Genomic DNA, 22,822 nt, shown 5'->3' on the forward strand with positions numbered 1-22,822 from the left:
TGCTCAAGCAGCAAGGCGTCTTTCTCCGCTTCGCTAAGTCGATATGTCCGGGGCGTTTTCATACAAAGGTTGAATCACAACCCAGGCCGTCAGCCAACCGATTTCGCCAACCCCGTGAGCAATTACGACGCGGTAACACCTGAACAAATAGCTTCTCTCTATCGGTTACGCTGGAAAATCGAACTGGCATTCAAGCGATTGAAGAGCCTCTTAGGCATAGATGAATTGCCCGCCAAGGATCCGGATTTAGCGCGTTCCTGGCTATCGGCGAAGCTACTTACCGCTCTTTTGATTGATACCGACACCTGCAACCTGTCGGAAACTCTCCCCTCAGCACAGTAGAAGTCCAACTTTTTGGCAACTCTTCGCTTTGGCGTGGCAGCGTATTGTCGCGGCAATCATATCCCTCCGGTCCTCACAGCACCAGGAACCACCCAACATCAATCGTAAGCTTGCGGAACCAGCAAGGAGTAGAAAAGACCAAATCGATACCCTCTTAAGTTCACTATTCTAGCGCCTATGGGGCAAAGCCCTGTGAGGGGATTGTGGATTTCCTTCTAAGCTTGTTGGCGTCGGCGACGTGCTTCCAGCCCGGCTTAGGTTTTGCGTGCTTCCAGCCCGGCTTAGGTTTTGCGTGCTTCCAGCACGACTCTCGTCTGGGAAATCACATTATTATACCGTTTTTCCGCTTCGATCAGCTCGGTGCGGGAAATCTCCCCGGCCTGAGCGCGGGACAGCCAGGGGTCGTCAAGGAAATGTTCCAGCTCGACGATCGTCAGGTCGATGCCCAGGATCAGGCCGAGCGGTGTATTCCCCACCCCCTGTTCCGCCCATTCCAGGTTCCGACGCCGGTCGAACAGCAGGAGACCTTCCGGCGTGATGGGGCGGACATGGGTGGGGTCGTTGAGAAAACTGTCGTGTCGTGGATGGGGGACGATCACGGTGATGCGTGCACTCGGCGCGCTGACCCGCCACAGCTCGGTCATGATCGCCAGGAATTCTCGGGGGGTTGGTCCCAGGTGCTCCAGAACGTGGGAGAGGAGGATTTCCTCCGCAACGTTGTCCGACCAGGGCCAGGGAGTGCGTTCCAGGTCCACCACCTGATCGGGCATAAGGGAGGCTGCAGAATCGACATTCACCCAGCCTTCCAGCTTTTGCGAGCCACAGCCCAGATTCAGCTTCATGGGAGGGATCCTTTCTCCGCAGCTTCGATCCGGGCCAGGGCCGCGCGCATTTCCGCCAGTCTTTCCTCGATATTTCCCCGGCGGGTGTAATGCAGGATATGAGGGTCCGGATGGTCGCATTCCCCCGGCACACTGTTCCAGGACCAGTCGAGCCACTGGACTCGCTCCATGATCTCGGCCCGGGGCGCATTGACCGCTGTGGAGTCCAGCAGCCGGTGGTAGCCCATGAGGTCGATGACCGCTGCATTTTCCCACCAGGGGTGGGTGGTCCATTGGTCGGCCCCCCAAACCCGCTCCAGAAAGTCCAAGGTCCAGTCGCTCCGTCTCAATAGCATGATCCCCGTGTTGGGGACTTCAAAGCGTACGGCCATTCCTGGCATGGGGTGGACCCATTGGTGATGCAGGGACAGGTACAGGTCCTTGCCTTCCCTGATCTCGGTCCGAAGGTCTCCGTCCAACCGCCGTACAAGGGCATCGGCGTCGACCCAGACGACCCAGTCGTGGCCCTGGGAAAGCAGGGTTCGGATCAGCACCACCTTGTTCCAAGCCGGGGGGCGGTCGGTGACGAGTTTTCGTTCCACATGGACCTTGGCGCCCAGGCGGTCCGCCCAGGCCCGGAGGCGGGTTGCGGCAATATCTCCCATGGGGGCAAAGCCGTCGTCATAGGCCGTGGTCAGGATCAGTTCGGCCATGGATCAGAATTTCCACAAGGGGGGCTGGCCAGGTCCCTGGTCAAACAATTGGTCCAACGTGAGGGGAGAGGCATGGCGAAGCTCGAAAAAGGGGGCGGAGTCCAGTGAAGGCTTGAACAGGGCGAAGGCATTGGCAATAGCCTTGGTCGCCGCGGAATCCAAGGGTGTGATCCAGATCTCCCGGGTATCCAGGAACAAGGGATGGGTCGCCAGCCGCGCCATCTGGGCGGCATTCAGGAAAAAGCAGCCGGCATGGGGACCCACGGCAGGTTCCAGGGTCACTGTCATGCCCAGGTGGTCAAAGGCGATGGGTTGACCGGGGAAGATACTGTGCTCGCTGAGGCGCCAGTCGGGATAGCATTTGGTGAAAACTGACTTGCGTTCCCGGTCCCGTCCCAGGGGATCTTCCCAGCGGTGGGGCAACAATAAACGGGGCCTTTCGGCCAGGGGATGGGCTTCGAAGAGGCGATTCACTTGGGCGAGTTTGGCCAGGAAAAAGGCGTCCTGAAGGATCAAGTCGTCTTCCAGATAAATATACCAGTCATAACCTCCCGATCGGTCCCGCAGGACCTCTTGAGCGGCGAATCCCAGGAATAGGGGATCCTCCAATGGGACCTCCCGGTGTTCGTACCAGTCCGGAGGAATGGAGAGGTCGTCCAGCAGGTGGTGACCCCCGGTGGTGTTGACGACGATGTCCAGATCCACCGCCAGGGGATTGGCCGCAGGGTGGACCGTCGCCGTATCATGGCGGGCGCCATAGCGCCCCCGGTCGCCAAACAGGGCGGCCAGATGAAACAGGCAGGCTTCCAGATTGCGTAATCTTTCCTCCCGACGTGTGGGATTGAGCGAGGCATGTCCCGTCTCCGTCCCTGTGGGGCGGTAGTAATGCGGGATCGTCACCAGGGCCTTGGGGCGGGAAGAGGGCATCCTATGGGTTCGCTCGGCTTGCTGTTCTGGTTTCAGGGGCGCTTGTTGGTGCGGGCGCGGCTTCGCAGGATGGCCGTTTCCAGCGCGTTGGACAGGGCAAGGCCGGGGGAGGGGTCGGTGAACAGCCGGGTCTTGCCCCGGCTTGCCCGGGCCACCAGGGTTTCGCGCCAGGGGCGGTCTTGGGCCAGTCGGACGGCGATATCCACATAGGCCCCCCGGTTTCCGGCGATGGTTTCGGGGACCTCGAGGGACGTCAGGATGGCCGCGCTGTGACGGGACCACATGGTTTGGCCGGGAAGGGTGACGATTGGCAAGCCACAGTGAATGGCCTCCAGGGTGGTATTGCCACCGGACCAGGCCGGGGTGTCCAGGAAGACATCTCCCGCCAGATTGAGGCGACGGTATTGCTCCAGTGGCATCGGGGGGAGCATCAGAAGCTGGCGGTTTGGATCGGCGCCTTCGGCACGGAAGGCGGCCTCCAGCCGGGCGCGCAGCATTCCCTTGGGCGTGGGGGGGCGAGCATCGATGAAGGCCATACGGGATTCAGGGACCCGGGCAGCGATCCGACCGAGCAAGGTGTCGTCGTTGGGGTGGTACTTGGCGTGGGTTTGCAGGCTGAGGAACAGCGGGGTGTCTTCTTCCAGGCCCAGGGCGTGGCGGGCGGCGGCCCGGGCTTCGACGGCATCTTCCACGGCGAAGGCCGGGCTGTAGCGGATGGACAGGCCGGGCAAGCGGACCAGCCGTTCCGTATAGGCCAGATGGCCTGTCGGCGGTTCCATCAGGTCGCTCGACAGGAACAAGTCGATGCTGGGCAAACCGGTCGTGGCCGGATGCCCCCAGGACACCGCCTGCACCGGTGCCAGACGGATTGCGGCGAGCCGAAGCGTGTCATTGCTCATGCCCAGTTCGGGATAGAGGATCGCATCAGGTGCCAAGGTCCGCAACAGGGCGAGGGCGGGCAGGCCTCCCCGGGGAATGTGGTGGAACGCATCAGCGTTGCGGGCCACTTCGGCACTTTGCCCGTCAACCTCTTCGGCGAAGTGGAGAACGGTCACATGGAACCGGCTTCGGTCTATGTCGGTAACCCAGGCCTTGAAAAGTTTGCAGATCGTATGGTCGCGGAAGAAGGAGCTGGCCAGGACCACCGCATATCTGTCGCCCCGGTCCGGTCGGATACCCAAAGGCGTGGGGTGGAGCTTTGCCCAGCGTTCCTGGACCAGGGATAGATAGCGGCCCACGGCGCGTTGGGCGTCCAGATCGAGGGGGCCGTGGTAGGGGGCATGGAAGGGGTAGCCATGGGCTAGGGGGTCGGACTGGGCCAGTCGGTGGTCCGTGCCGGGGGCGTTGGTCGGCTGACATGGGTTGGTCGGTCGGCAGGGGTTGGGGCCAGTGCCGTCCAGATGGGCAGCCAAAGCCAGGGCAGCGGCATGGTGGTCCTTTCGGGCAGCCCGCCTTTCCCCGGCTGTCGCGTAAAGGGGGTGCAGGGCCAGAAGCATGCGCAGCCAGCGGGCCTCCAGATCCGAGGGATTCCGGGCCAGCAGGTCGTCCAGGACCGGCGGCGCTGCGGCGAAGTCACCGGCCCACCAGAGAGACAGGGCCAGGATGCGGGCGGCTTCCCCCATCTCGGGCAACCGTTTCAGAACCGTCCGGGCGAGTTGGGAAGCTTCCCCATGGCGGCCCAGGAAACGGGTTGCCCGGCAGGCCTGGTCCAAGGCTGTGGCCAGGGTCTCGCGGTTGAGTTCGGTCTGGGTCAACTGGGTGTTCAGGGTCTCCCGAGCCCGGGACAGGGCTTCCTCTCCCCGGTTCAGGCAAATCAGGGTGTCGGCGAGGACCAGGGCGGCTTGGCTGTCATTCGGATCAAGGGCGAGGGCTTGGCGGGCCTCCCTCTCCGCCTCTTCCCAACGGCGCGCCCGTTCCAGTATGCGTGCCCGACGGGCCCGGAAACGGGCGGGTCCTCCGGTGGATCCTGGTGCCGCGTCGATGGCGCTGTCGATGGCGGTTAAGGCCTCCTCCAGGCGACCCAATTGGGTCAATGCCACGGCTCGGTCATAGAGTAATTCGGGGGAGGGGGGCCCGAGAGTCAGGGCGTGGTCCAGGCTGGTCAGGGCCGGTCCGGGCGCCCCCATGAACAGTCGACTTCGACCTAGTCCTTGCCAGCCCCGGGGATCGTCCGGGCGGAGGTCCGTCAACCGGAGGTATTGGGCTTCGGCCTCCTGGACACGTCCCAGATCCAGGTTCAGCACCGCTGCAGTCAGGATCACATCAGGGTGGAAGGGGGCTTGGGACAGGGCTCTTTCGCAAGCCTCCAGGGCGCCTTCCCGATCTCCGCTGTCCATCAGGTGGAGACTCCAGCCCAGGTCTGCCCGAGCCCCGGTGGAAAGGCTGGTGGCAGCGGGGGTCCGGGAGGGCGATGGCATGGGGAACGTCCTGAATCGAAAAAGGAAGGAGAGGGGGCTGATGTCGACGGTAAGCCAATTTTTAACCTATGATAGAGGCGGAGTGTAGAAGGGAAAAGGGACCTCGGGCGGTTCTCTTTGGGATTTGTGCGCCTGGGGAAGATGTGGCACTGTTTCCATCTGTGATATGCTTGTGAAGATGGGAGACCTTCGTGGTGGTAGAGTCTGGACGGACGCTTCCCTGTCGTTTGTGTGGGGCGGCAACCTACCCCCGCTTTGAAGGAGCAATCCTAGGGAGAATTCCCAATATTTGGTGGCATTGCCCGAGTTGCGAATGCCTGCAGACAGACCCACCCCATTGGCTCGAGGAAGCCTACTGGCCGGAAAATCGGGCCGTAGACACGGGGATCGCCCAGCGCAATGTCTACCTGTCCTTGATCTTGCCCGTCCTGCTGTCGGTCTATGGTGTGACCAGGGATCATCGGTGGCTGGACCACGGGGGGGGGGATGGTCTGCTCTGTCGGCTCATGCGCGACCGGGGGTTCGATGTCTGGCGCTACGACCCCCTCTGCTCCAACCATTTCGCCATTGGGTTTGACAAGGGCGATGCCCAGCCGGGGCCTTGGCCCCTGGTGTCCCTGTTCGAAGTTCTGGAACACCTGCCCAATCCGGCCGAGGATCTGAGGGAATTGGCGGCCCTGGATGCCGACGTGATCATCGCGACCTCTGCCCCATATAGAGGTCAGGAGGCCGATTGGCCCTATCTCAGCCCTGAAATTGGCCAGCATGTCTTTTTTTGGTCGGCCAAAGGGTTGGACATTCTGGCCCAGCGGTTGGGTATGCGGCTGGTCACCGTGGCCGAGACCCACGTGTTGATCCGGCCTGAGCCCAAATACCTATCCTATGGTCCTGGGGCGGACCGGGAAACCATGCGCATTCTGTTCGATTGGGAGACAGCACTGGAGCTGGGCCTTCAAGCCTTCGGCTCCCATATGTCCAACCCCTACCGCTACGCCATATCGGATTCCGAGACGTGTATTCGGGATCTGGATGCCCGCAGGGGAACAACGAGTCAGCAGCCAAGGGGTGTGGTTGCGCAACCTTTGCCCCGTCGTCTGCCGGATCAACGGCCTCGGGTGTTGGTCGATGGGATTTTTTTCCAGCATATGAACACCGGCATTGGTCGTTATTGGGAGTCTGTCCTTCGGGAATGGGGGCAGGTGGCGTTCGGTGCGGGTGTGACTCTTTTGGATCGTTGCGGGACAGCGCCTCGGATTCCGGGAATCCGTCATCGGATCATCGGACCCCATAAATGGGGTGACTGGGACCATGAGAGCCAGCGGTTGCAGGAGATCTGCGACGAAGAACAGGCCGATGTTTTCTTTTCCACGTACTATACAGGCCCGTCTCGAACGCCCACGGGCATGGTTGTCTATGACATGATCCCGGAGCGTTTGAAGCATGACCTGACGGAGCCAGAGTGGCGGGACAAGAGAATGGCGATCGAAACGGCCGCCAGCCACCTGTGTATTTCCGAATCCACCCGAGCGGACCTTGTCGATCTCACCGGTTTGGATCCGGACAAAATCCCTATCGCCTATCCAGGTGTCGACCCGACCCTGTTCTTTCCGCCCGACCCGGTCGAGTCCAAGAGGATCGCAAAAGAACTTTATTTGCCAGAGCGCTATTTTTTGATGGTGGGATCACCAAGTGACTATAAAAACGGTGTCCTGCTATTCGACGCGCTTCGCAAAGATCCTGAACTGGCGAAGATTCCGGTGATCATCGCCACCAAGAATGGACGTTTGGACCAGGAGGATCGGGAGAATGCACAGGGTCTGACCGCCCTTGCCCATAATTTCACCGATTCAGAGTTGAACATCGTCTATGCGAGGGCGAGTGCCCTTGTTGTGCCCTCCCTGCTGGAGGGATTTAGCATGCCCCTGGTGGAAGGGGCGGCCAGCGGGTGTCCGGTCCTTTGTTCGCATATTCCCCTGTTCCGGGAGGTCTTGGGGGAGGCCGCGATTTTCTTCGATCCATTCAGCCCAGATGACCTGCTTCGGGCCCTGCGGATTGTCTTGGATGGAAAGGGAGTGGAGGCGCGTCGCTTGCTGGGATACGAGCGGGCGGCCCGCTATCGTTGGTCGAGCTGTGCCGACGTGCTGGAACAGGTTGCGCGGACCCTGGCCAGTTAAAGGACAGACAGGGGCCACGACAGGGGGTGTTTTCCCGTCACGGGGTTTTGTCCCGTCCCCCACTGGGGCCGAAAGGCCCCAGACCCAGGACATTTCTTGGCCGAAAGGCCCCAGACCGCGGGCACTTATTCATAAAAGAGAAATGGGGGTTTGGGGGCATTGGCCCCCAAATGGGTTTGGGCAATCGCCCAAAAAGGACGAGACACTGTCGTGTACCGTAAAGGACAGAGGGAAAAGGGGCCAAGGTGTTGGGAAATAGGAGTTTTTTGGGGAACTGCGATGACGGTAACTGAACCTGCCACACGGACGCCGGTGGCGCTGCTCATGTTCAACCGTCCCGGCCATGTGGCCGCCCAGTTGGACTTTCTGCGCGTCCATGTGCGTCCAGAGCGGATGTTTGTGGTCTGTGATGGCCCCAGGGGCAACCATCCGGAAGACCGGGAAAAGGTCGCCCAATGCAAGGCTTTGGTCGCCGGTATTGACTGGCCTTGCCAAGTGGAAACCGATTACGCTGAGGAGAACATGGGCTGTGGAGCCCGCGTGGCCCTGGGGTTAACCTGGGCCTTCACCCGGTCGGAACGGTTGATTGTCTTGGAAGACGATGTCCGCCCCGATCCCAGTTTCTTTCCTTATTGTGATGCGCTGTTGGGCTTGTATGCCCAGGATACGCGGGTGATGCACGTGGGGGGGAACTATTTCCACGGGACCAAGTTTCTCTGTCCCCATTCCTTTTATTTTTCTCGGTACATGCATTGTTGGGGATGGGCTGGGTGGCGGCGCGCCTGGGCGCTTTATGACCATGATATGGTGTATTGGCCGGAATTGAGGGACGAAGGATGGCTGTTTTCGTTCCTCGATTCCATGACCGCAACGTATTGGACCCGAGTCTTCGACGCGGTTTGGTCCGGGGCAATTGATAGCTGGGCTGGGAAGTGGCAATACGCCCTATGGCGCCATTCGGGCTTGGCGACCCATCCCCGGCTCAATCTGGTTTCAAACGTGGGGATGGGAGACCCGGACGCAACCCATACCCTGTCGAATAGGGGGCAAGGAGAGGAGTATCCACCCCGTGGAGCGCTCAAGATTCCCCTCGTGACGCCGCCTCATGTTCTGAGAAATTTTGTTGCTGATACGCTGCAGGAACGGACCATGTACAACGTCGACCGGACAAAAGTCTGGTGAGGAGGGCGCCGATGCAATGGAAAAGCGGGAAAGCTGGCGTTATTGAGGCTCTCTAAGAGCGCCTTCGAGATTACGTTGGGCCCCTTCTTGGCCATGGTACGCGACAGGGGGGGGGCCGTCACGGGGCTTTGCCCCGTCCCCCACTGGGGCTGAAAAGCCCCAAACGATTATTTTGGGCTGAAAAGCCCCAAACTATTATTTTGAGCCGACAAGCCCCATATTACTATTTCTGGCCGTTTGGCTCCAGACTCCGGGCTCTTCTTTTTAGATAGAGCAAATCCCGAGCAATCTGGAACAGATTGCGACGGGCGGAACGCACGCCGTAGGCGTGACGATTTGCTTCAATGTCAGAGGTTTAGAGCATGTTGCGTGAATCACATTTCACGCAACATGCTCTAAAAGAGAAATGGGGGTTTGGGAGAATTGGCCCTCAAATGGTCTTGGGCTATCGCTCAAATGGTCTTGGGCTATCGCCCAAATAAAGACCAGACACTGTCGTGTACCGTGAAGGACAGAGGGAAAAGGGGGCAAGGTTTTGGGAAATAGGAGTTTTTTTGGGGAACTGCTATGACGGTAACGGAACCTGCCACACGGACGCCGGTGGCGCTGCTCATGTTCAATCGTCCCGGCCATGTGGCCGCCCAGTTGGACTTTCTGCGCGTCCATGTGCGTCCAGAGCGGATGTTTGTGGTCTGTGATGGCCCCAGGGGCAACCATCCGGAAGACCGGGAAAAGGTCGCCCAATGCAAGGCTCTGGTCGCTGGTATTGACTGGCCTTGCCAAGTGGAAACCGATTACGCTGAGGAGAACATGGGCTGTGGAGCCCGCGTGGCCCTGGGGTTAACCTGGGCCTTCACCCGGTCGGAACGGTTGATCGTCTTGGAAGACGATGTCCGCCCCGATCCCAGTTTCTTTCCTTATTGTGATGCGCTGTTGGGCTTGTATGCCCAGGATACGCGGGTGATGCACGTGGGGGGGAACTATTTCCACGGGACCAAGTTTCTCTGCCCCCATTCCTTTTATTTTTCTCGGTACATGCATTGTTGGGGATGGGCTGGGTGGCGGCGCGCCTGGGCGCTTTATGACCATGATATGGTGTATTGGCCGGAATTGAGGGACGAAGGATGGCTGTTTTCGTTCCTCGATTCCATGACCGCAACGTATTGGACCCGATTCTTCGATGAGGTTTGGTCCGGGGCAATGGATACCTGGGATGCGAAGTGGCAATATGCCCTATGGCGCCATTCGGGCTTGGCGACCCATCCCCGGCTCAATCTGGTTTCAAACGTGGGGATGGGAGACCCAGACGCAACCCATACCCTGTCGAATCGGGGGCAAGGGGAGGAATACCCACCCCGTGGAGCGCTCAAGATTCCCCTCGTGACGCCGCCCCATGTTCTGAGAAATTTTGTTGCTGATTCGCTGCAGGAACGGTCCATGTATAATGTCTACCGGACAAGAGTCTGGTGAGGAAGGCGCAGGGGCGATGTTAGAGCGGAAAAATTGACGTCATTGCGTCTCTCTGGGTGATGGAAAAGTTGTGTTACGGTTTTGATATTTAATATTTTTTTTCCGGTTGGCCAGGTTCGTGCCCGATTTGGGAAACGCGTGAAGGCAAGTTCGGGTTTCTGAGCCAGTTTCAGGGCATTGACTCAGGTGGTGGTGGGGTATACGCTGTAGGCAATTGGAATAGGTCGTTTCCAGGGTATGCTGAATGGGCGGGTCCTGGTGTAGGTTGCGTGCAAAACAAAACGTTAAAAGTAACGTTGGGTCTTGTGCGCTATAAATCGACCACCCTCCGATGACATGAATGTCACCACGTACGGTCCTAGAAAAGGATATTTAGACCATGGCTGATCCAATCACTCTCTCGTCTGCCACACGGACAAACCTGCTGTCGCTGCAGCGCACGACCTCCCTGATCGGGAAAACGCAGGAGCGTTTGTCCACCGGTAAAGACGTGAACAGCGCCATCGATGATGCGCTGTCGTTCTTCAAAGCCCGTACCCTGAACTCCCGTGCGTCTGACCTCGCAACGGTGAAGGATGGCATCTCGGAAGGTATTCAGGTTCTGACTGCCGCTACCGACGCTTTGTCGAATGTGGAAGACATCCTGAAGCAGATGAAGGCCGTTGCCTCCTCTGCGAAGTCCACGGCTGCTGCCGATTCGGGCACCCGTATGAAGCTGGCCAGCCAGTTCAACGAGCTGCGCAGCCAGATTGATCACTTGACGCAAGATGCCAGTTACAACGGCATTAACCTGATTAAGTCGGGTGCTGATACCCTCACCGTCAAGTTCTCGGAATCTCCCTCCGCTTCCCAGCGTCAGCTGAAGGTCGAAGGGGATGTTACCGACGCGTCCGGGCTGAACGTTGCCTCTCAGAGCGCCGCCACGACTGGGTGGGGTGCGTCTGCCGGTTATGGGGCGACCATTGACAACGCGATCAATGATATCGACTCCGCGCTGACCACTGTGCGTGACACGGCTCAGACATTCGGTACCAATGCCTCCATGCTGCAAATTCGTAGCGACTTTACCGATAACCTGATCAACACGCTGGAAAATGGCGCGTCTGACTTGGTGAATGCGGACGTCAATAAAGAATCTGCCAACATGTTGTCTCTGCAGACCCGTCAGCAGCTTGGCACGATCTCCTTGTCCATTGCCCAGCAGTCCGAACAGGCTGTCCTGCGTCTGTTCTAATCGCTCTGGACGACCCCGAAGTTTTTTGGGAAAACGAAATCCCTTTGGGATGCGAACGGCGGCTGGGAAACTGGCCGCCGTTTTTGTATTTGATGTCTTGCTTCGGTCTTGCGTGGACGGGGGTGAATGCTAGGCAAAATGGGTACGGGGCCAGACCCATTGGATGAACATGGTGGCATGGGTTGGCCGAATCATGGAATATGCTTCACGGCGGTAGAGTTTTCGCCGATACTAGACCTTAGTCGTTCCACGTGCCGACGCTCACAGGGTGAGCTCACGTCCCGTGGTGCGGGAACGATGCGGGTAGCCCAAAGATAATTGGCTATTCGTGTTTCATTGGCTCGCCTGTGCGGATCTCTTACGCAACGGCATCTTTCTGGCAAAGTGTACCATGCCCCTTAAGGTTACCCTGAAGCCCAACGAAAAGATTTTGGTGGGCACTGCGGTCATCGCCAACGGTGCGACCAAGTCCGAATTGGTCATCCTTAATCGCGTGCCCGTCTTGCGTCAAAAAGATATTCTGACGGAAGAGCAGGCTGATACGGTCGTCAAGAAGCTTTATTTCGCGATTTTGAACATGTATGTGGCTCCAGATCGTGAGCGGGATTTCCATAACCTTTACTTTCTCCTGTTAAAACAGCTCATCCAATTGCCGATTGATGGGCGAGGGATCGACCTCATGCATGAGGTTTCCCTGTGCATCATCGGTGGTGATCACTACCGGGCCCTCAAGGTTTGCCGGAAACTCATCGATTATGAAGCGGAGGTTTTAAGTCATGGCGAAGGATCAAATCCAAGCCTATCAGCAGAACCAGAAGGCCAATCTGACGCCCCGCGAGGTGGAGGCGATGGCTTTCACCAAAGCTGCGGTGATGATGGATGATGCCAGGACCAAGGCCGATGACAAGGAAGCCCTGTCCCAGGCCCTAAGGTTCAATCACTTGCTTTGGACTATTATTCAAGCTGATATTACCGAGCCCAGCAATTCGCTGCCCCCGGAATTGAAGGCCAACATCATGAGCTTGTCCCTGTTCGTGGATAAGCAGACTACGGCAGTTCTGCGGTCGCGGAACGCTGAGGAAGTGGAAATTTTGATTACCATTAACCGGAACTTGGCCGCCGGTTTGCGGTCCAACCCGGGTGATCCGGTCGAAGGAAGCTGAGGCCTCGCCATGATTGCGGCCCGTTCATGAACAGGAAACAAGCCGTTGGGGTAAACCGGGGAGAAGACTCCGCAGGCGGAAAGACGGGCGCTCTTTCCGCTGCTCCCTTGGTTGTTCAAGCCGCTGCCCTTCTCGATGATGGCGATGCCCAGCGAGCAGAAATTCTTTTGGATATGCATCTGGAGCGTCATCCAGATGATCCTTTGGCTTTGGCATTTTGTGCTCTGACCCACTTGGCCCTGGACGATGCCACCGGTGCCGCAGACTTGGCCGGGCGGGCTTTGGGTCTCGCACCGGATGACGCGATATGCCTGTCCACCCTTGGTCAAATCTACTGGAAAACAGGGGATCTGCCTCGGGCAGAACAGTTCTTTCGTTTGGCCTTGAACCGTGAACCGGCCATGGTGAAGGCGGTCGAAGGGATGACTGCTGTTCTCAAGGCCACGAAGCGGTTTGATGATGTAGGCCCGGTTCTGGAAACCGCTGCCGCTGCGGCGCCCCAGAAAGCCATGTTTCCCCAAGCACTGTCCCATCATTATCGAGTCGTCGGTAAGGCAGACGAAGCTCTTGCCGCCGCGCGCCGGGCCGTGGCCATCGGTGAGGGGGAGGCTCGGTCCTGGCGGGAATTGGGCGTTTGCCTCATATCAACTGCCAAGGAAGACTCGGTAGAGGCGTTGACCCGGGCCGTTGCCCTGGGTGACGACAGTGCGGAAATCTGGAACATCTTGGGCGTTGCCCTGGGGTATCTTGAACGCCTTGACGAGGCGAGGGACGCGTTTCGCCGGGCCATAGAGCGGGCGCCTGATGGCGCCCAGCCTTGGACGAATCTTGGGAACCTGGAAACGAGGTTCAAGAAGGGAGAACGCTGCCTGGAAGACGGAATTGCGGCCTATCGGGAGGCTCTGGTCCGGGATCCGAATAGTTATGAGGTCCATAACAACCTCGCCCTCGCTCTGCGGGAATTGGGACAGAAAGAAGACGCCCTGGCTCACGCCAGGCGGGCTTTGGAGCTCCGTCCTGACGACGAGGTGGTCATGGGCACGCTGGCCAATCTGCTCCGCCACCTTGGAGAGCTGACTGAAGCCCGCGCGGTCATGGAAATGGCGTTGGAGAGGAGCCCCGATTCTCCAGAGCACCATGCCAACATGGGTCTGATTCTTCTCGTGGAGGGGGATCTGGAGGGGGCTGAACGCTATTTGCGAATTGCCGCCGAGGCAGCGGACAGCACCCCGGAAATTTGCTTGAATCTGGTCCAGTTTCTGATGGGGCAACATCGGTATGGAGAGGCTGGCGAACTGCTGAAGGGGATCCTGGCGGAGGATCCGGACCATGTTCGAACCCGTATGAGCCAAGCACTGCTTTACTTCAATCAGTATGAGTATGAAGAAGCAGAAAGAATATATCGCGATCTTTTGAAGGTTCTGCCGAAGGATTGGAATGTCCGCTATTCCCTTGGAGTCACACTCTGGAACCGAGGGAAGATGATTGAGGCGCTGGATATTGCCAAAGAATTGGTGAAGGAGCGGCCCAATGATTCGGGGGTGCTCAATTTGATTGGCTGTTGCGCCAATGATGTGTTGGAAGTGCCCTATGCCAATGGTCAGTTTCGCCGGGCGGTGGATGAGTCCCCACCGGGTACGGGTGCGAGTTTCCTGAGCAACCTGTGTTTCAACTCCCACTATGGAGATGGCCCGAGCAAGGAAGAGCTCTTCGCCATGCACCGGGAGTGGGATCAGCGCTTTGGTTCGGCTGTCACCACGCCGGGGCCAACCCATGAAAACGACCGGAATCCGGACCGTAGATTGCGTATCGGGTATGTTTCTCCTGATTTTCGCCGTCATTCTGTGGCGTATTTCATCGTTCCAGTGATTGCCAACCATGATCGCAATCAGTTTGAAGTAACCTGCTATTCCCTGGTGACGGCGCCGGATATGATGACGGACCTCATAAAGGAAAACTGTGATCGCTGGCGAGAGGCTGCGGCCTGGACCCACGACCAGTTCGCTGAAGAGGTCAAGCGGGATGAAATTGATATCCTTATTGATTTGTCCGGGCATACGGGAGACAGCGGCCTTCCCGTGTTCGTACGCAAACCGGCGCCCGTGCAGGTCACATACCTTGGGTATCCGAATACGACGGGCCTTTCTGCCATCGATTGGCGGTTGACCGATATCCATGCAGACCCACAGGGGCAGGACGAGGACCCGATGTCCGAGCGTCCCTATCGTTTGCCTCGAAGCTTTCTTCTTTACCGTCCCGTAGACGATTTGCCCGATGTCACGCCCCCGCCATTCCTGGAGAATGGCTATGTGACATTTGGGTCATTCAACAACCTGTCCAAGCTTAGTCGGACTTGCTTGCGGACTTGGATGGAAATCCTGGACGCGGTGCCGGACAGCAGGTTGCTTCTGAAAGCCAAGGTCCTGAGGGATCCGCCAACTCGGGAGCGGATCGCCCTGACATTGGCGGACTGGGGGCTGGATATGAAACGGGTGGACCTCGTCTCCTACGCCCCAACTCTGCGGACGCATATGCAGACCTACGGCAAGGTGGATATTGCTCTGGATACCTTTCCCTATAATGGGACGACCACCACCTATGAGGCCTTGCAGATGGGGGTTCCCGTGGTTGGCTGTCGAGGGACCCGCCATTCCGGACGGGTGGGAGCGAGTATTCTGACGAATCTGGGTTTGGCCGCAGATCTATTGGGAGAAGGTGCCGAAGACATGCGGGAGAAGGCCGTTGCCTTGGCCCATGACCTCCCCCGTTTAACCACCCTGCGGGCAACCCTAAGGGATATCCTGCGCGCCTCTCCCGGTCGGCAGACCATGGCCTTTATGGCCGACCTAGAAGTGGCCTATCGGGATATGTGGCGCCAATGGGTGGCCGGACCCCTAACCCATGGGTGGATCGTCACAGATCCCCGTCCCAGCAGGATTGAGGCGGAGGATGCCATCACACCCGAGCTTTAAGGGACGTGGCTGGGTGCCGTTGGTGATGGAATGAGCGCCGCTCTGCAATTGGCCCTGCGGTTTCTGGACGGTGGGATGATCGACTTGGCCGAACGCCAGGTCGCCCGTGCCTTGAAGGACACTCCCGAATCGGTGCAGGCGCATAGGGTCGCCGGACGAGTCGCCATAGCGGCGGAACGCTGGGAAGACGCTCTTGCGTTCTTGGACCGGGCCCTTGTCCTTGCGCCATTGGACCCGTCGATCCGTATCGACAGGGTGGATCCTCTTTGTGCCTTGGGGCAGACCGAGGTGGCGTTGGAAGGCCTGTTTCAGGCGGTGGATCTTGCCCCAGGTTTTGCGCCCGCCCATCATAACCTGGGGCGGCTTTTGATGAACTTGGGCCGGTTTGAAGAGGCTCTGCATGAATTGGAGCGGGCCCGGGACCTTCTGCCGGATTCCCTTGATGTGGCGGTGGATTTGGCCCGCTGTCTGCGGAGGTTGAATTGCCCCGGGCAGGCTCTCCCCCTTTTGCAGGAAGCTGTCGCTCGGGCTCCCGATCGTCCTGATCTGGTCGACGCCTTGGGGGGGGCTGCTTTGGCGGCGGCTCAGGCTGGTCAAGGTTCAGTGGCCGAGGGGGTCGATGTCTTCCGTGCAGCCTTGGCGCGTTGGCCTGACCGGGTGGAGAGCTGGGCGAACCTTTCTGCGGCTCTGATCGAAGCCCGGGACCTTCCCGGAGCCATTGCGGCAGCGGAGGAAGCTCTGCTTCGGGATCCCTCGGATGCGGGGGCCCTGGTCAATCGCTCCTTTGCCCTGTGTCTGTCTGGAGATTATGAGCGCGGCTTGGAAGACTATCGCCACCGCTGGCGGACGGATGGATTTTTGGGGAAATATGCCCCGGTTTCCTGCCCTGAATGGGATGGGGCTCCCTTGCCTGACGGGGTTTTGCTGACTCGGGGAGAACAGGGTTTGGGGGATCAAATCATGGCCGCCCGCTTTCTACCCTGGGCAGCGGAGCGGGTAGGGCGGGTGATTTTCGAATGTCATCCGACGCTGCACCGCCTGTTTCTCTGTTCCTGTCCTGGGGTGGATGTGGTGGCCCCTGGCATGGTTCCCCCTGGGTTGGATGCCTGGGTTGGCGCCATGGACTTGGCCCGACTTTCTGGAACGCGGGTGAACCATATGCCTGCCGTTGTTCCTTATCTGAGTCCACCGCCCGATGGGCCCTGTCCCCCGAAGAGCGATGGGCGCCCCAGGGTCGCCCTCGTCTGGGCCGGCAAGGACCGACCCCGGGACCGCTCTTGTCCCCTTGCGCCCTTGGCGCGCCTTTGTCAGGACGCGGGCATTCGGGCATTTTCCCTACAATTGGGGCCCCGTCGCACCGATTTGGAGATCCTGTCCGGGGAGGTTCCCGTCGAGGATTTGGCGTCGCATATTGGGGATATGGCCGACACGGCGGCGCTTCTGGCGGGAATGGACTTTGTGATTTCCGTTGATACTGGAGTCGCCCATCTCGCAGGTGCTCTTGGGGTTCCGGGCTATGTGCTCTTGCTGGCTACGCCCGATTGGCGCTGGGGGGAACGGGGTGATCACTGCATTTGGTATCCCTCCCTTCGTTTGGTCCGCCAACCCGAACCAGGGGATTGGACGGGGGCGTTTGGCGCTTTGGCCAGCTTGCTTTAGAGTGTTCCGAGATCAAGCACTGCAGGGGGACATGACAGGGGATATCTTCCCGTCACGGGGTTTTGCCCCGTCCCCCACCGGGGCCGAAAGGCCCCAGACCGCGGACATTTATTGGCCGAAAGGCCCCAGACTCCGGGCAGTTATACCAAGCGGCGCGGGTTGAAACCCAGGCCGCTTTTCTTGCGTTCAAACGCTACGCGGGCTTTTACCCGCCATAAGGCGCGGCGGCCACTTGGCCGCTTCCAAGCTGTGGACTCACCACAGCTTGGTATAACAAGCCAGTCGCCAAATTATAAAGGAAGGGGCAGGCGTCCTGTAACCAATAGAGCCGATACACTGGCCAATGCTATGATCACGGCTGCGGCCAGGATCCGGGCCAGGATTGGGCTTGTGCGGCTTTCTCTTTCCAGGGGCAAACTGTCCTCGAAGGGGGCGTCCACTTCTTCCTTCAAGTCGAAGTAACCACCCTTGGGCTTGAGATGGTCTGTCTGCTTCTGCTCTTGCCCCAATGGGGTATCTGCGAGGGGCGAGGTGTTTTCCTCAGAGTCTGCTTCGGAAGGGGCCTTTGGCTCTTCGATGCGAGGGGCCGGTTCCAGAGTCTGTGAGCTGGTGGTCGCGGCGCGCCGTTTGGCTTGCATGGAATAGGCGGCGTCTTCCAAAGCTCGCAAGTAGTCAACCCGAGGGGGGGCCTCCATGGGGGGCTCGGATGGGGCCTGTTTGGTGGCCATTTGGGCCGGAGCAGGTTGGGCCGCAGCGGGCGTGGTTTGCGCCGCGACATTGGCCTGTTCGGGCACGGGTTTTTTTTGAGTCGCAGCGGTTTGGGTCGTCGCCTTTGCCTGACTGGGGGCTGGCTTTGGGGTCGAAGCCGTTTGCGTCGCGACTGTGGCCTGTCCGGGTGTCGGCTTTTTTTGAGTCGGAGCAGTTTGTGCCGCGATTTTGGCTTGCCCGGGCACGGGCTTTTTTTGAGCCGGAGGGGTTTGGGGCGTCGCTTTTGCCTGACTGGGGGCTGGCTTTGGGGTCGAATCCGTTTGCGCCGTGACATTGGCTTGTACGGGTGTCTGTTTTTTTTGTGCCGGAGCGGTCTGGCTTGTGACCTGTGCCTGGACGGGTGCGGATTGTTTCGCCGTGACGGGGCCTGCTTCAACAGGAGCCTGGGCAGTGGGAGCAAGTCTGATTGCAGGTTTGTCGCTCTGGGTTTCTATTGGATCTGCGAGGCTGGCATTCACTTGGTTCTCCCCTTTCGACGAGGGAGAGGGTCGAGAAACATCGGGGAAATACGCAATGTTGGCTGCTTGATCGGAAGAGCCATCATTGACCGCGAAGGCCTTTGCGGGAACGGCGGATCGAATAGGCCTTCGAATTGGCTCTGCAGTCTTGGCTTCCCTACTTTGGACATCAGTGGGGAGAGCTTGCCTGGTCTCGGGCGCCTTTGGGGTTTGAGCGACAGCCTGAACGGACGCCGTGCGTTTGGCTTCGGGCGCCTTTACGGTCCGAGTGGTAGCCTGAACGGGCGTTATGCGTTTGGCTTCGGGTGCCTTTACGGTCTGAGCGACAGCCTGAACGGGCGCTGTGCGTTTGGCTTCGGGAGCCTTTACGGTCCGAGTGGTGGCCTGAACGGGCGCTGTGCGTTTGACTTCGGGGGCCTTTACGGTCCGAGTGGTGGCCTGAACGGGCGCTGTGCGTTTGGCTTCGGGAGCCTTTACGGTCCGAGTGGAGGCCTGAACGGGCGCAGTGCGTTTGGCTTCGGGAGCCTTTACGGTCCGGGTGGTGGCCTGAACGGGCGCAGTGCGTTTCACTTCGGGAGCCTTTACGGTCCGCGTGGTGGCCTGAACGGGCGCAGTGCGTTTCACTTCGGGAGCCTTTACGGTCCGAGTGGTGGCCTGAACGGGCGCTGTTCGTTTCACTTCGGGAGCCTTTACGGTCCGCGTGGTGGCCTGAACGGGAGCCGTGCGTTTGGCTTCGGGCGCCTTTGGGGTTTGAGCGACAGCCTGAACGGGCGCAGTGCGTTTGGCTTCGGGTGCCTTTGGGGTTTGAGCGACAGCCTGAACGGGCGCCATGCGTTTGGCTTCAGGCGCCTTTACGGTCTGAGCGACAGCCTGAATGGGCGCTGTGCGTTTGGCCTCCGGTGCCTTTGGGGTTTGAGCGACAGCCTGAACGGGCGCCATGCGTTTGGCTTCGGGTGCCTTTACGGTCCGAGTGGTGGCCTGAACGGGCGCTGTGCGTTTGGCTTCGGGTGCCTTTACGGTCTGAGCGACAGCCTGAACGGGCGCCGTACGTTTGGCTTCGGGTGCCTTTACGGTCTGAGCGACAGCCTGAACGGGCGCCGTACGTTTGGCCTCCGGTGCCTTTACGGTTTGAGCGACGGCCTGAGTGGGCGCCCTGCGTTTGGCTTCGGGCGCCCTTGCGGTTCGAGCGGGCGTGGCCTGTCTGGATGCGGCGGCTTGGTTGGCTTTCATCACCTCCGGCTCTGGGCGGGGCGCAACTTTTTTTGCATCGAGTGGAGAAGCTGACGTTTTTTGCTCATCTTCCACCAACCCCGTTGGTTGAGTCATGGTAGGGTCTTCTAAAATTTCGAGAAACCAATCGTCTGACGGCTTCTTCGTCTCGGTCGAGTCGCCAAGTAGGGAGCGCAATCCGCGGCCCCGTTCACCCGTGTCGCGAGGCCGTTCGATGCGCCGGTTTCTGTTGCCACCATCCGGCATTTCGCAATCCCTCTCAGGAGCTTAGGTCGATCCGTGCGTCTGGAGTCATCTTTGTTTCCCAGACACTGGCATCCTAGCCTCTGGTCTCTTAACAAAGTGTCTAAATAATCATAGTGCATTCGATATGATTGACGCGAGTCATCGGCGTTCGGGGCGTCTTCGGATCGTACTTAGGTCAAGACAGTCGATGGTATCATACTTCTTTTTGGCTATGGCAATGATCCTAATGCCCGTTCCGTTCGTTCAAAGGTGGACATCCCTCGAACGAACGGAACGGATCCATGGTTCACCATTCCTTGTTTACGCTGCTGACTGGCTTGCGCTTGCTTCTCGGGGGCGTGACGCCATTGGCCCTGGTCGGTGTGGCACCGGCCGGGGCCCAAGTCGGGGCCCAAGTCGGGGCCCAAGTCGGGGCTCAAGTTGGGGCTCCGGTCGGGGAAAGAGGAGCTCTGGGGCAGCCCCTGGAAGAGTTGGCCCGTCGCGCCATGGAGGCCGACCGGTTTCTTGGTGCCGAACTGGTTTGCCCCATCACGCGGGATGGGACACCTGTGGGAGAACATCGGGTGACCTTTAGACGCGACGGAGAGCTCCTGCGGGTCCATGCCCGCTCCAGCATCACGGTCACATTGGCGTTTATCCCGGTTTATCGTCTCGATTATGACAGTCGGAGTGTGTGGAGGAATGGGCTGCTGGACAGCCTGTCGGCCCATACAGACGATAACGGGAAGGAAACGAGGGTTGAGGTGTCCCGCAACGCCGAAGGCGCGCTGGTCTCAAAAGTGGGCGGTGAGTGGGCTCCCCGGAAAGGTGCGGTCTATCCCACCAACCATTGGAACCCGGCCGTATTGGGGAGTGAGGAGGTGTTGAACACCATTTCGGGAGAGATGAATCGCGTCACGTTGACCGATTTCGGGGTGGAGACACTGGATGCCGGGGCTGGCCCCATTTTGGCCCACCATTTCCGCTATGGAGGGCAATTACGGGCAGATGTCTGGTATGACGAGCGGAACCGCTGGGTGAAACTGGCCTTCGACGGATCCGATGGGTCCCGGATCGAATATCTTTGTGATAAACCTCGGGGGAAGAAATCCGCTTTGCGGGACGAATGATCCTGGGCCTTGTTGGGCAAGCTGACCAAACGGGACTTTTGTTTTCGAGAATTTTTTATTTAAAATCAATGGTTTCTCTTTATTCCCCGGGCTCATCTTTATAAAAGAGAAATGGGGGTTTGGGGGCATTGGCCCCCAGATGGGCTTGGGCAATCGCCCAAAAAAGACGCATCACTGTCGTGTACTGTGTTCGTCGCTTGTGGCCGGTCGACGGGGAAGCCGGTATCCACGGTTCCGCAAAGTGTTCGAGCCACGGCTTGATTCCACGGGATTATCGCTATGACAGAGTCTTCTTCCAACGCATTAACCGACGCCCTTGCCTTAGAGGCTGGGGCCAATGCCTATTTGGCGTTTTGGAGTGGTCTCACGCCCTTGACCTTGGATCGTCTTGATACGGTTGTCGCCGACGAGATCCACTTCAAGGACCCCTTTAACGACGTTGTGGGAAGAGAGGCCTTCCGCGCAGTTCTGGCCCATATGTTCGAGAAAACCAAGAATCCCTCGACTACAATTGTCCATTGGGGGTGGGGCGGACCGGATTTGGTCATGGTTCGCTGGCGCTTTTCCGCAGATGTCCCGATTCTGGGAAAATGGGTGGTGGAAGGAATGAGCGACATTCGCCTCGGCGCGGATGGGCGTGTGGTGTCCCATATGGATCACTACGACGCCGCAGAGCAGCTCTATGCCCGCTTGCCTGGCCTGGGCGGGCTGTTGGGGCTCATTCGGCGGCGGATGTCTGCGGGTGTGCGTCCTGGTGGGACGGTTGGGTGATAGGGGGGGCTGGTTTGGCGAAGGACAAGGTGACGCGGCCGATATCGATTCCCCAGCGACTGACGGTGGCCTTGTTAAGCATCACACCACCGGGCTGAAGGAACATCCAGTCGTCGAAATTGACCCGCCATGTGGACTCCCCCACAGGCAGGTTCAAGGTATATTGGAAACGGAAGGCATTGCCCGCCCGTTCTCCCTTGGCGACACCGATGACATCCTGGGCGAGGCCCTCATAGGTGGTTTCGCCCGTCTTGGTCAAATGCCAGACCCGACGCTCCTTTGCTCCGTCGGCGTAGGAGAAGTGCTCGTCCAGGGTTAGAATGTTGTTTTCCCAGGTGCCCGCTATATCGACGGTGAACTGGCGCCGAACGGTACCAAAGCGGTCCTCGAAGAAGCCCCAAGCCTTGGTGGTTCCCTGGAAATAGTCCTCCAGGACGAGTACGGGTGGGGTGTCGTTGAAATCCGAGAGTTTCATGGGCGCACATCCCATCAGAGAGGAGATACCCAGGGTTAAGACCAACGCGAAGGGCGCGCAGACATAGCCGGTCTCCGCCGAGGGTGTCGTGATGCCCTGCTTACGTCCCCCTTTGGGGAGTAGATCAGTTGTTTCTGAATCCTCCGGTCTTTCCCCGGGCCAAATCGCCCTGAAACGACGTTTCGTTGGACGCGTCGAGATATGCACTGCTGTGAGGGAAGGCAAAAAAAGACCCGGAGCATCCGCTCCGGGTCCAGTTTACATCGTCCCCGCTATTGGGTCCGTTTCCTTGCCAGCAATGGGACTTACTGGAATGGAAGGTAAGTCCCGCTGTCCTGCCAGACAAAGCGCCACGAATCAGGACGATGGAGGGGCATCGGAGAGTCCCTTGATTGCAGGTGGAATTGTATACATGCTAAGCCGACGTCGTCAATGGGGCGGGTCTTAAAGATCTTCTCTTTTGCCATTATGCAACTGATTATAGAAGAATTTATATCCCTTTTCCCAGATCTGAAGGTGCTGTGCGGAGTCCAAGAAGGTGGTCTGGGCGGTGTCGTTGAAAACATGTATACAATGAGGCAGGTTGCCGCCTGCCTGCTTTTCGATGGGGTGAATGCTCAAAAATCAAATGTTTAGATGAAATTGGATCCGCTTGACCACGGTACACGATAGGGAATGTTTTCCCGTCACG

The 22,822-nt window shown here is 59.0% G+C and carries 17 protein-coding genes; 11 read left to right on the top strand and 6 right to left on the bottom strand.

What is annotated here, in order from left to right; translation table 11 throughout:
* On the top strand, positions 1-342 hold a 342-nt coding region (locus tag ACLIRY_RS21250), incomplete at its 5' end, for a transposase (protein WP_413207432.1).
* Between the two features lie 281 nt (positions 343-623).
* On the opposite strand, the gene ACLIRY_RS21255 is transcribed toward ACLIRY_RS21250, so the two are convergent.
* From ACLIRY_RS21255 to ACLIRY_RS21270, 4 genes are read right to left on the bottom strand one after another with little or no spacing between them, the layout of a single operon-like run.
* Positions 624-1,184: a class I SAM-dependent methyltransferase gene (locus ACLIRY_RS21255; RefSeq protein ID WP_413207433.1), complete on the bottom strand. Its 561-nt coding sequence runs from the start codon at positions 1,182-1,184 to the stop codon at positions 624-626.
* Positions 1,181-1,876, bottom strand: a complete 696-nt coding sequence (locus ACLIRY_RS21260; protein WP_413207434.1) for a hypothetical protein — start codon at positions 1,874-1,876, stop codon at positions 1,181-1,183. The genes ACLIRY_RS21255 and ACLIRY_RS21260 overlap by 4 nt, the downstream gene beginning before the upstream one ends.
* 3 nt (positions 1,877-1,879) lie before the next feature.
* Entirely contained in the window at positions 1,880-2,803 is a 924-nt protein-coding gene (locus ACLIRY_RS21265; RefSeq protein ID WP_413207435.1) for a hypothetical protein, read from the bottom strand.
* Between the two features lie 32 nt (positions 2,804-2,835).
* On the bottom strand, positions 2,836-5,220 hold the full coding sequence (locus tag ACLIRY_RS21270; RefSeq protein ID WP_413207436.1) for a tetratricopeptide repeat protein: 2,385 nt from the start codon (positions 5,218-5,220) through the stop codon (positions 2,836-2,838).
* 191 nt (positions 5,221-5,411) lie between these two features.
* Here ACLIRY_RS21270 and ACLIRY_RS21275 point away from each other — a divergent pair, with 191 nt between their 5' ends.
* The 8 genes from ACLIRY_RS21275 to ACLIRY_RS21310 all read left to right on the top strand — a co-directional run bounded on the left by ACLIRY_RS21275 (position 5,412) and on the right by ACLIRY_RS21310 (position 17,074).
* Positions 5,412-7,394 (top strand): methyltransferase domain-containing protein, encoded by a 1,983-nt coding sequence (locus tag ACLIRY_RS21275; RefSeq protein ID WP_413207437.1) that lies wholly within the window; start codon positions 5,412-5,414, stop codon positions 7,392-7,394.
* Positions 7,395-7,673: 279 nt separating this feature from the next.
* Positions 7,674-8,576, top strand: a complete 903-nt coding sequence (locus tag ACLIRY_RS21280; RefSeq protein ID WP_413207438.1) for a hypothetical protein — start codon at positions 7,674-7,676, stop codon at positions 8,574-8,576.
* A 567-nt stretch (positions 8,577-9,143) separates the two neighbouring features.
* The gene (locus ACLIRY_RS21285) at positions 9,144-10,046 is read left to right on the top strand and encodes a hypothetical protein (RefSeq protein ID WP_413207439.1); all 903 of its coding nucleotides are present in this window, start codon (positions 9,144-9,146) and stop codon (positions 10,044-10,046) included.
* Between the two features lie 379 nt (positions 10,047-10,425).
* Positions 10,426-11,280 carry a flagellin gene (locus tag ACLIRY_RS21290; RefSeq protein ID WP_413207440.1) on the top strand — a complete coding sequence of 285 codons (855 nt, stop codon included), beginning with the start codon at positions 10,426-10,428 and terminating at the stop codon, positions 11,278-11,280.
* Between the two features lie 391 nt (positions 11,281-11,671).
* Complete coding sequence (locus ACLIRY_RS21295; RefSeq protein WP_413207441.1) at positions 11,672-12,163, top strand: flagellar biosynthesis repressor FlbT; 492 nt, start codon at positions 11,672-11,674, stop codon at positions 12,161-12,163.
* The gene (gene flaF / locus ACLIRY_RS21300; protein WP_413207442.1) at positions 12,129-12,443 is read left to right on the top strand and encodes a flagellar biosynthesis regulator FlaF; all 315 of its coding nucleotides are present in this window, start codon (positions 12,129-12,131) and stop codon (positions 12,441-12,443) included. The genes ACLIRY_RS21295 and flaF overlap by 35 nt, the downstream gene beginning before the upstream one ends.
* A 26-nt stretch (positions 12,444-12,469) precedes the next feature.
* A complete protein-coding gene (locus ACLIRY_RS21305) occupies positions 12,470-15,415 on the top strand; it encodes a tetratricopeptide repeat protein (protein ID WP_413207443.1) in 2,946 nt (981 codons plus the stop codon).
* 30 nt (positions 15,416-15,445) lie between these two features.
* On the top strand, positions 15,446-17,074 hold the full coding sequence (locus tag ACLIRY_RS21310; protein ID WP_413207444.1) for a tetratricopeptide repeat protein: 1,629 nt from the start codon (positions 15,446-15,448) through the stop codon (positions 17,072-17,074).
* Between the two features lie 290 nt (positions 17,075-17,364).
* On the opposite strand, the gene ACLIRY_RS21315 is transcribed toward ACLIRY_RS21310, so the two are convergent.
* Positions 17,365-19,530 (bottom strand): hypothetical protein, encoded by a 2,166-nt coding sequence (locus ACLIRY_RS21315; RefSeq protein ID WP_413207445.1) that lies wholly within the window; start codon positions 19,528-19,530, stop codon positions 17,365-17,367.
* A 527-nt stretch (positions 19,531-20,057) separates the two neighbouring features.
* Between ACLIRY_RS21315 and ACLIRY_RS21320 the strand changes: the two genes are divergently transcribed.
* Both ACLIRY_RS21320 and ACLIRY_RS21325 read left to right on the top strand, forming a co-directional pair.
* Positions 20,058-20,885, top strand: a complete 828-nt coding sequence (locus tag ACLIRY_RS21320; RefSeq protein ID WP_413207446.1) for a DUF6134 family protein — start codon at positions 20,058-20,060, stop codon at positions 20,883-20,885.
* Positions 20,886-21,164: 279 nt separating this feature from the next.
* Positions 21,165-21,656, top strand: coding sequence for a nuclear transport factor 2 family protein (locus ACLIRY_RS21325; RefSeq protein WP_413207447.1), 492 nt, complete (start codon positions 21,165-21,167; stop codon positions 21,654-21,656).
* On the opposite strand, the gene ACLIRY_RS21330 is transcribed toward ACLIRY_RS21325, so the two are convergent.
* Positions 21,604-22,146, bottom strand: a complete 543-nt coding sequence (locus ACLIRY_RS21330; RefSeq protein WP_413207448.1) for a DUF3833 domain-containing protein — start codon at positions 22,144-22,146, stop codon at positions 21,604-21,606. The genes ACLIRY_RS21325 and ACLIRY_RS21330 overlap by 53 nt on opposite strands.
* Positions 22,147-22,822 lie beyond the last annotated feature (676 nt).

Source organism: Rhodospirillum sp. A1_3_36, assembly GCF_047263945.1.
Lineage (GTDB): Bacteria > Pseudomonadota > Alphaproteobacteria > Rhodospirillales > Rhodospirillaceae > Rhodospirillum.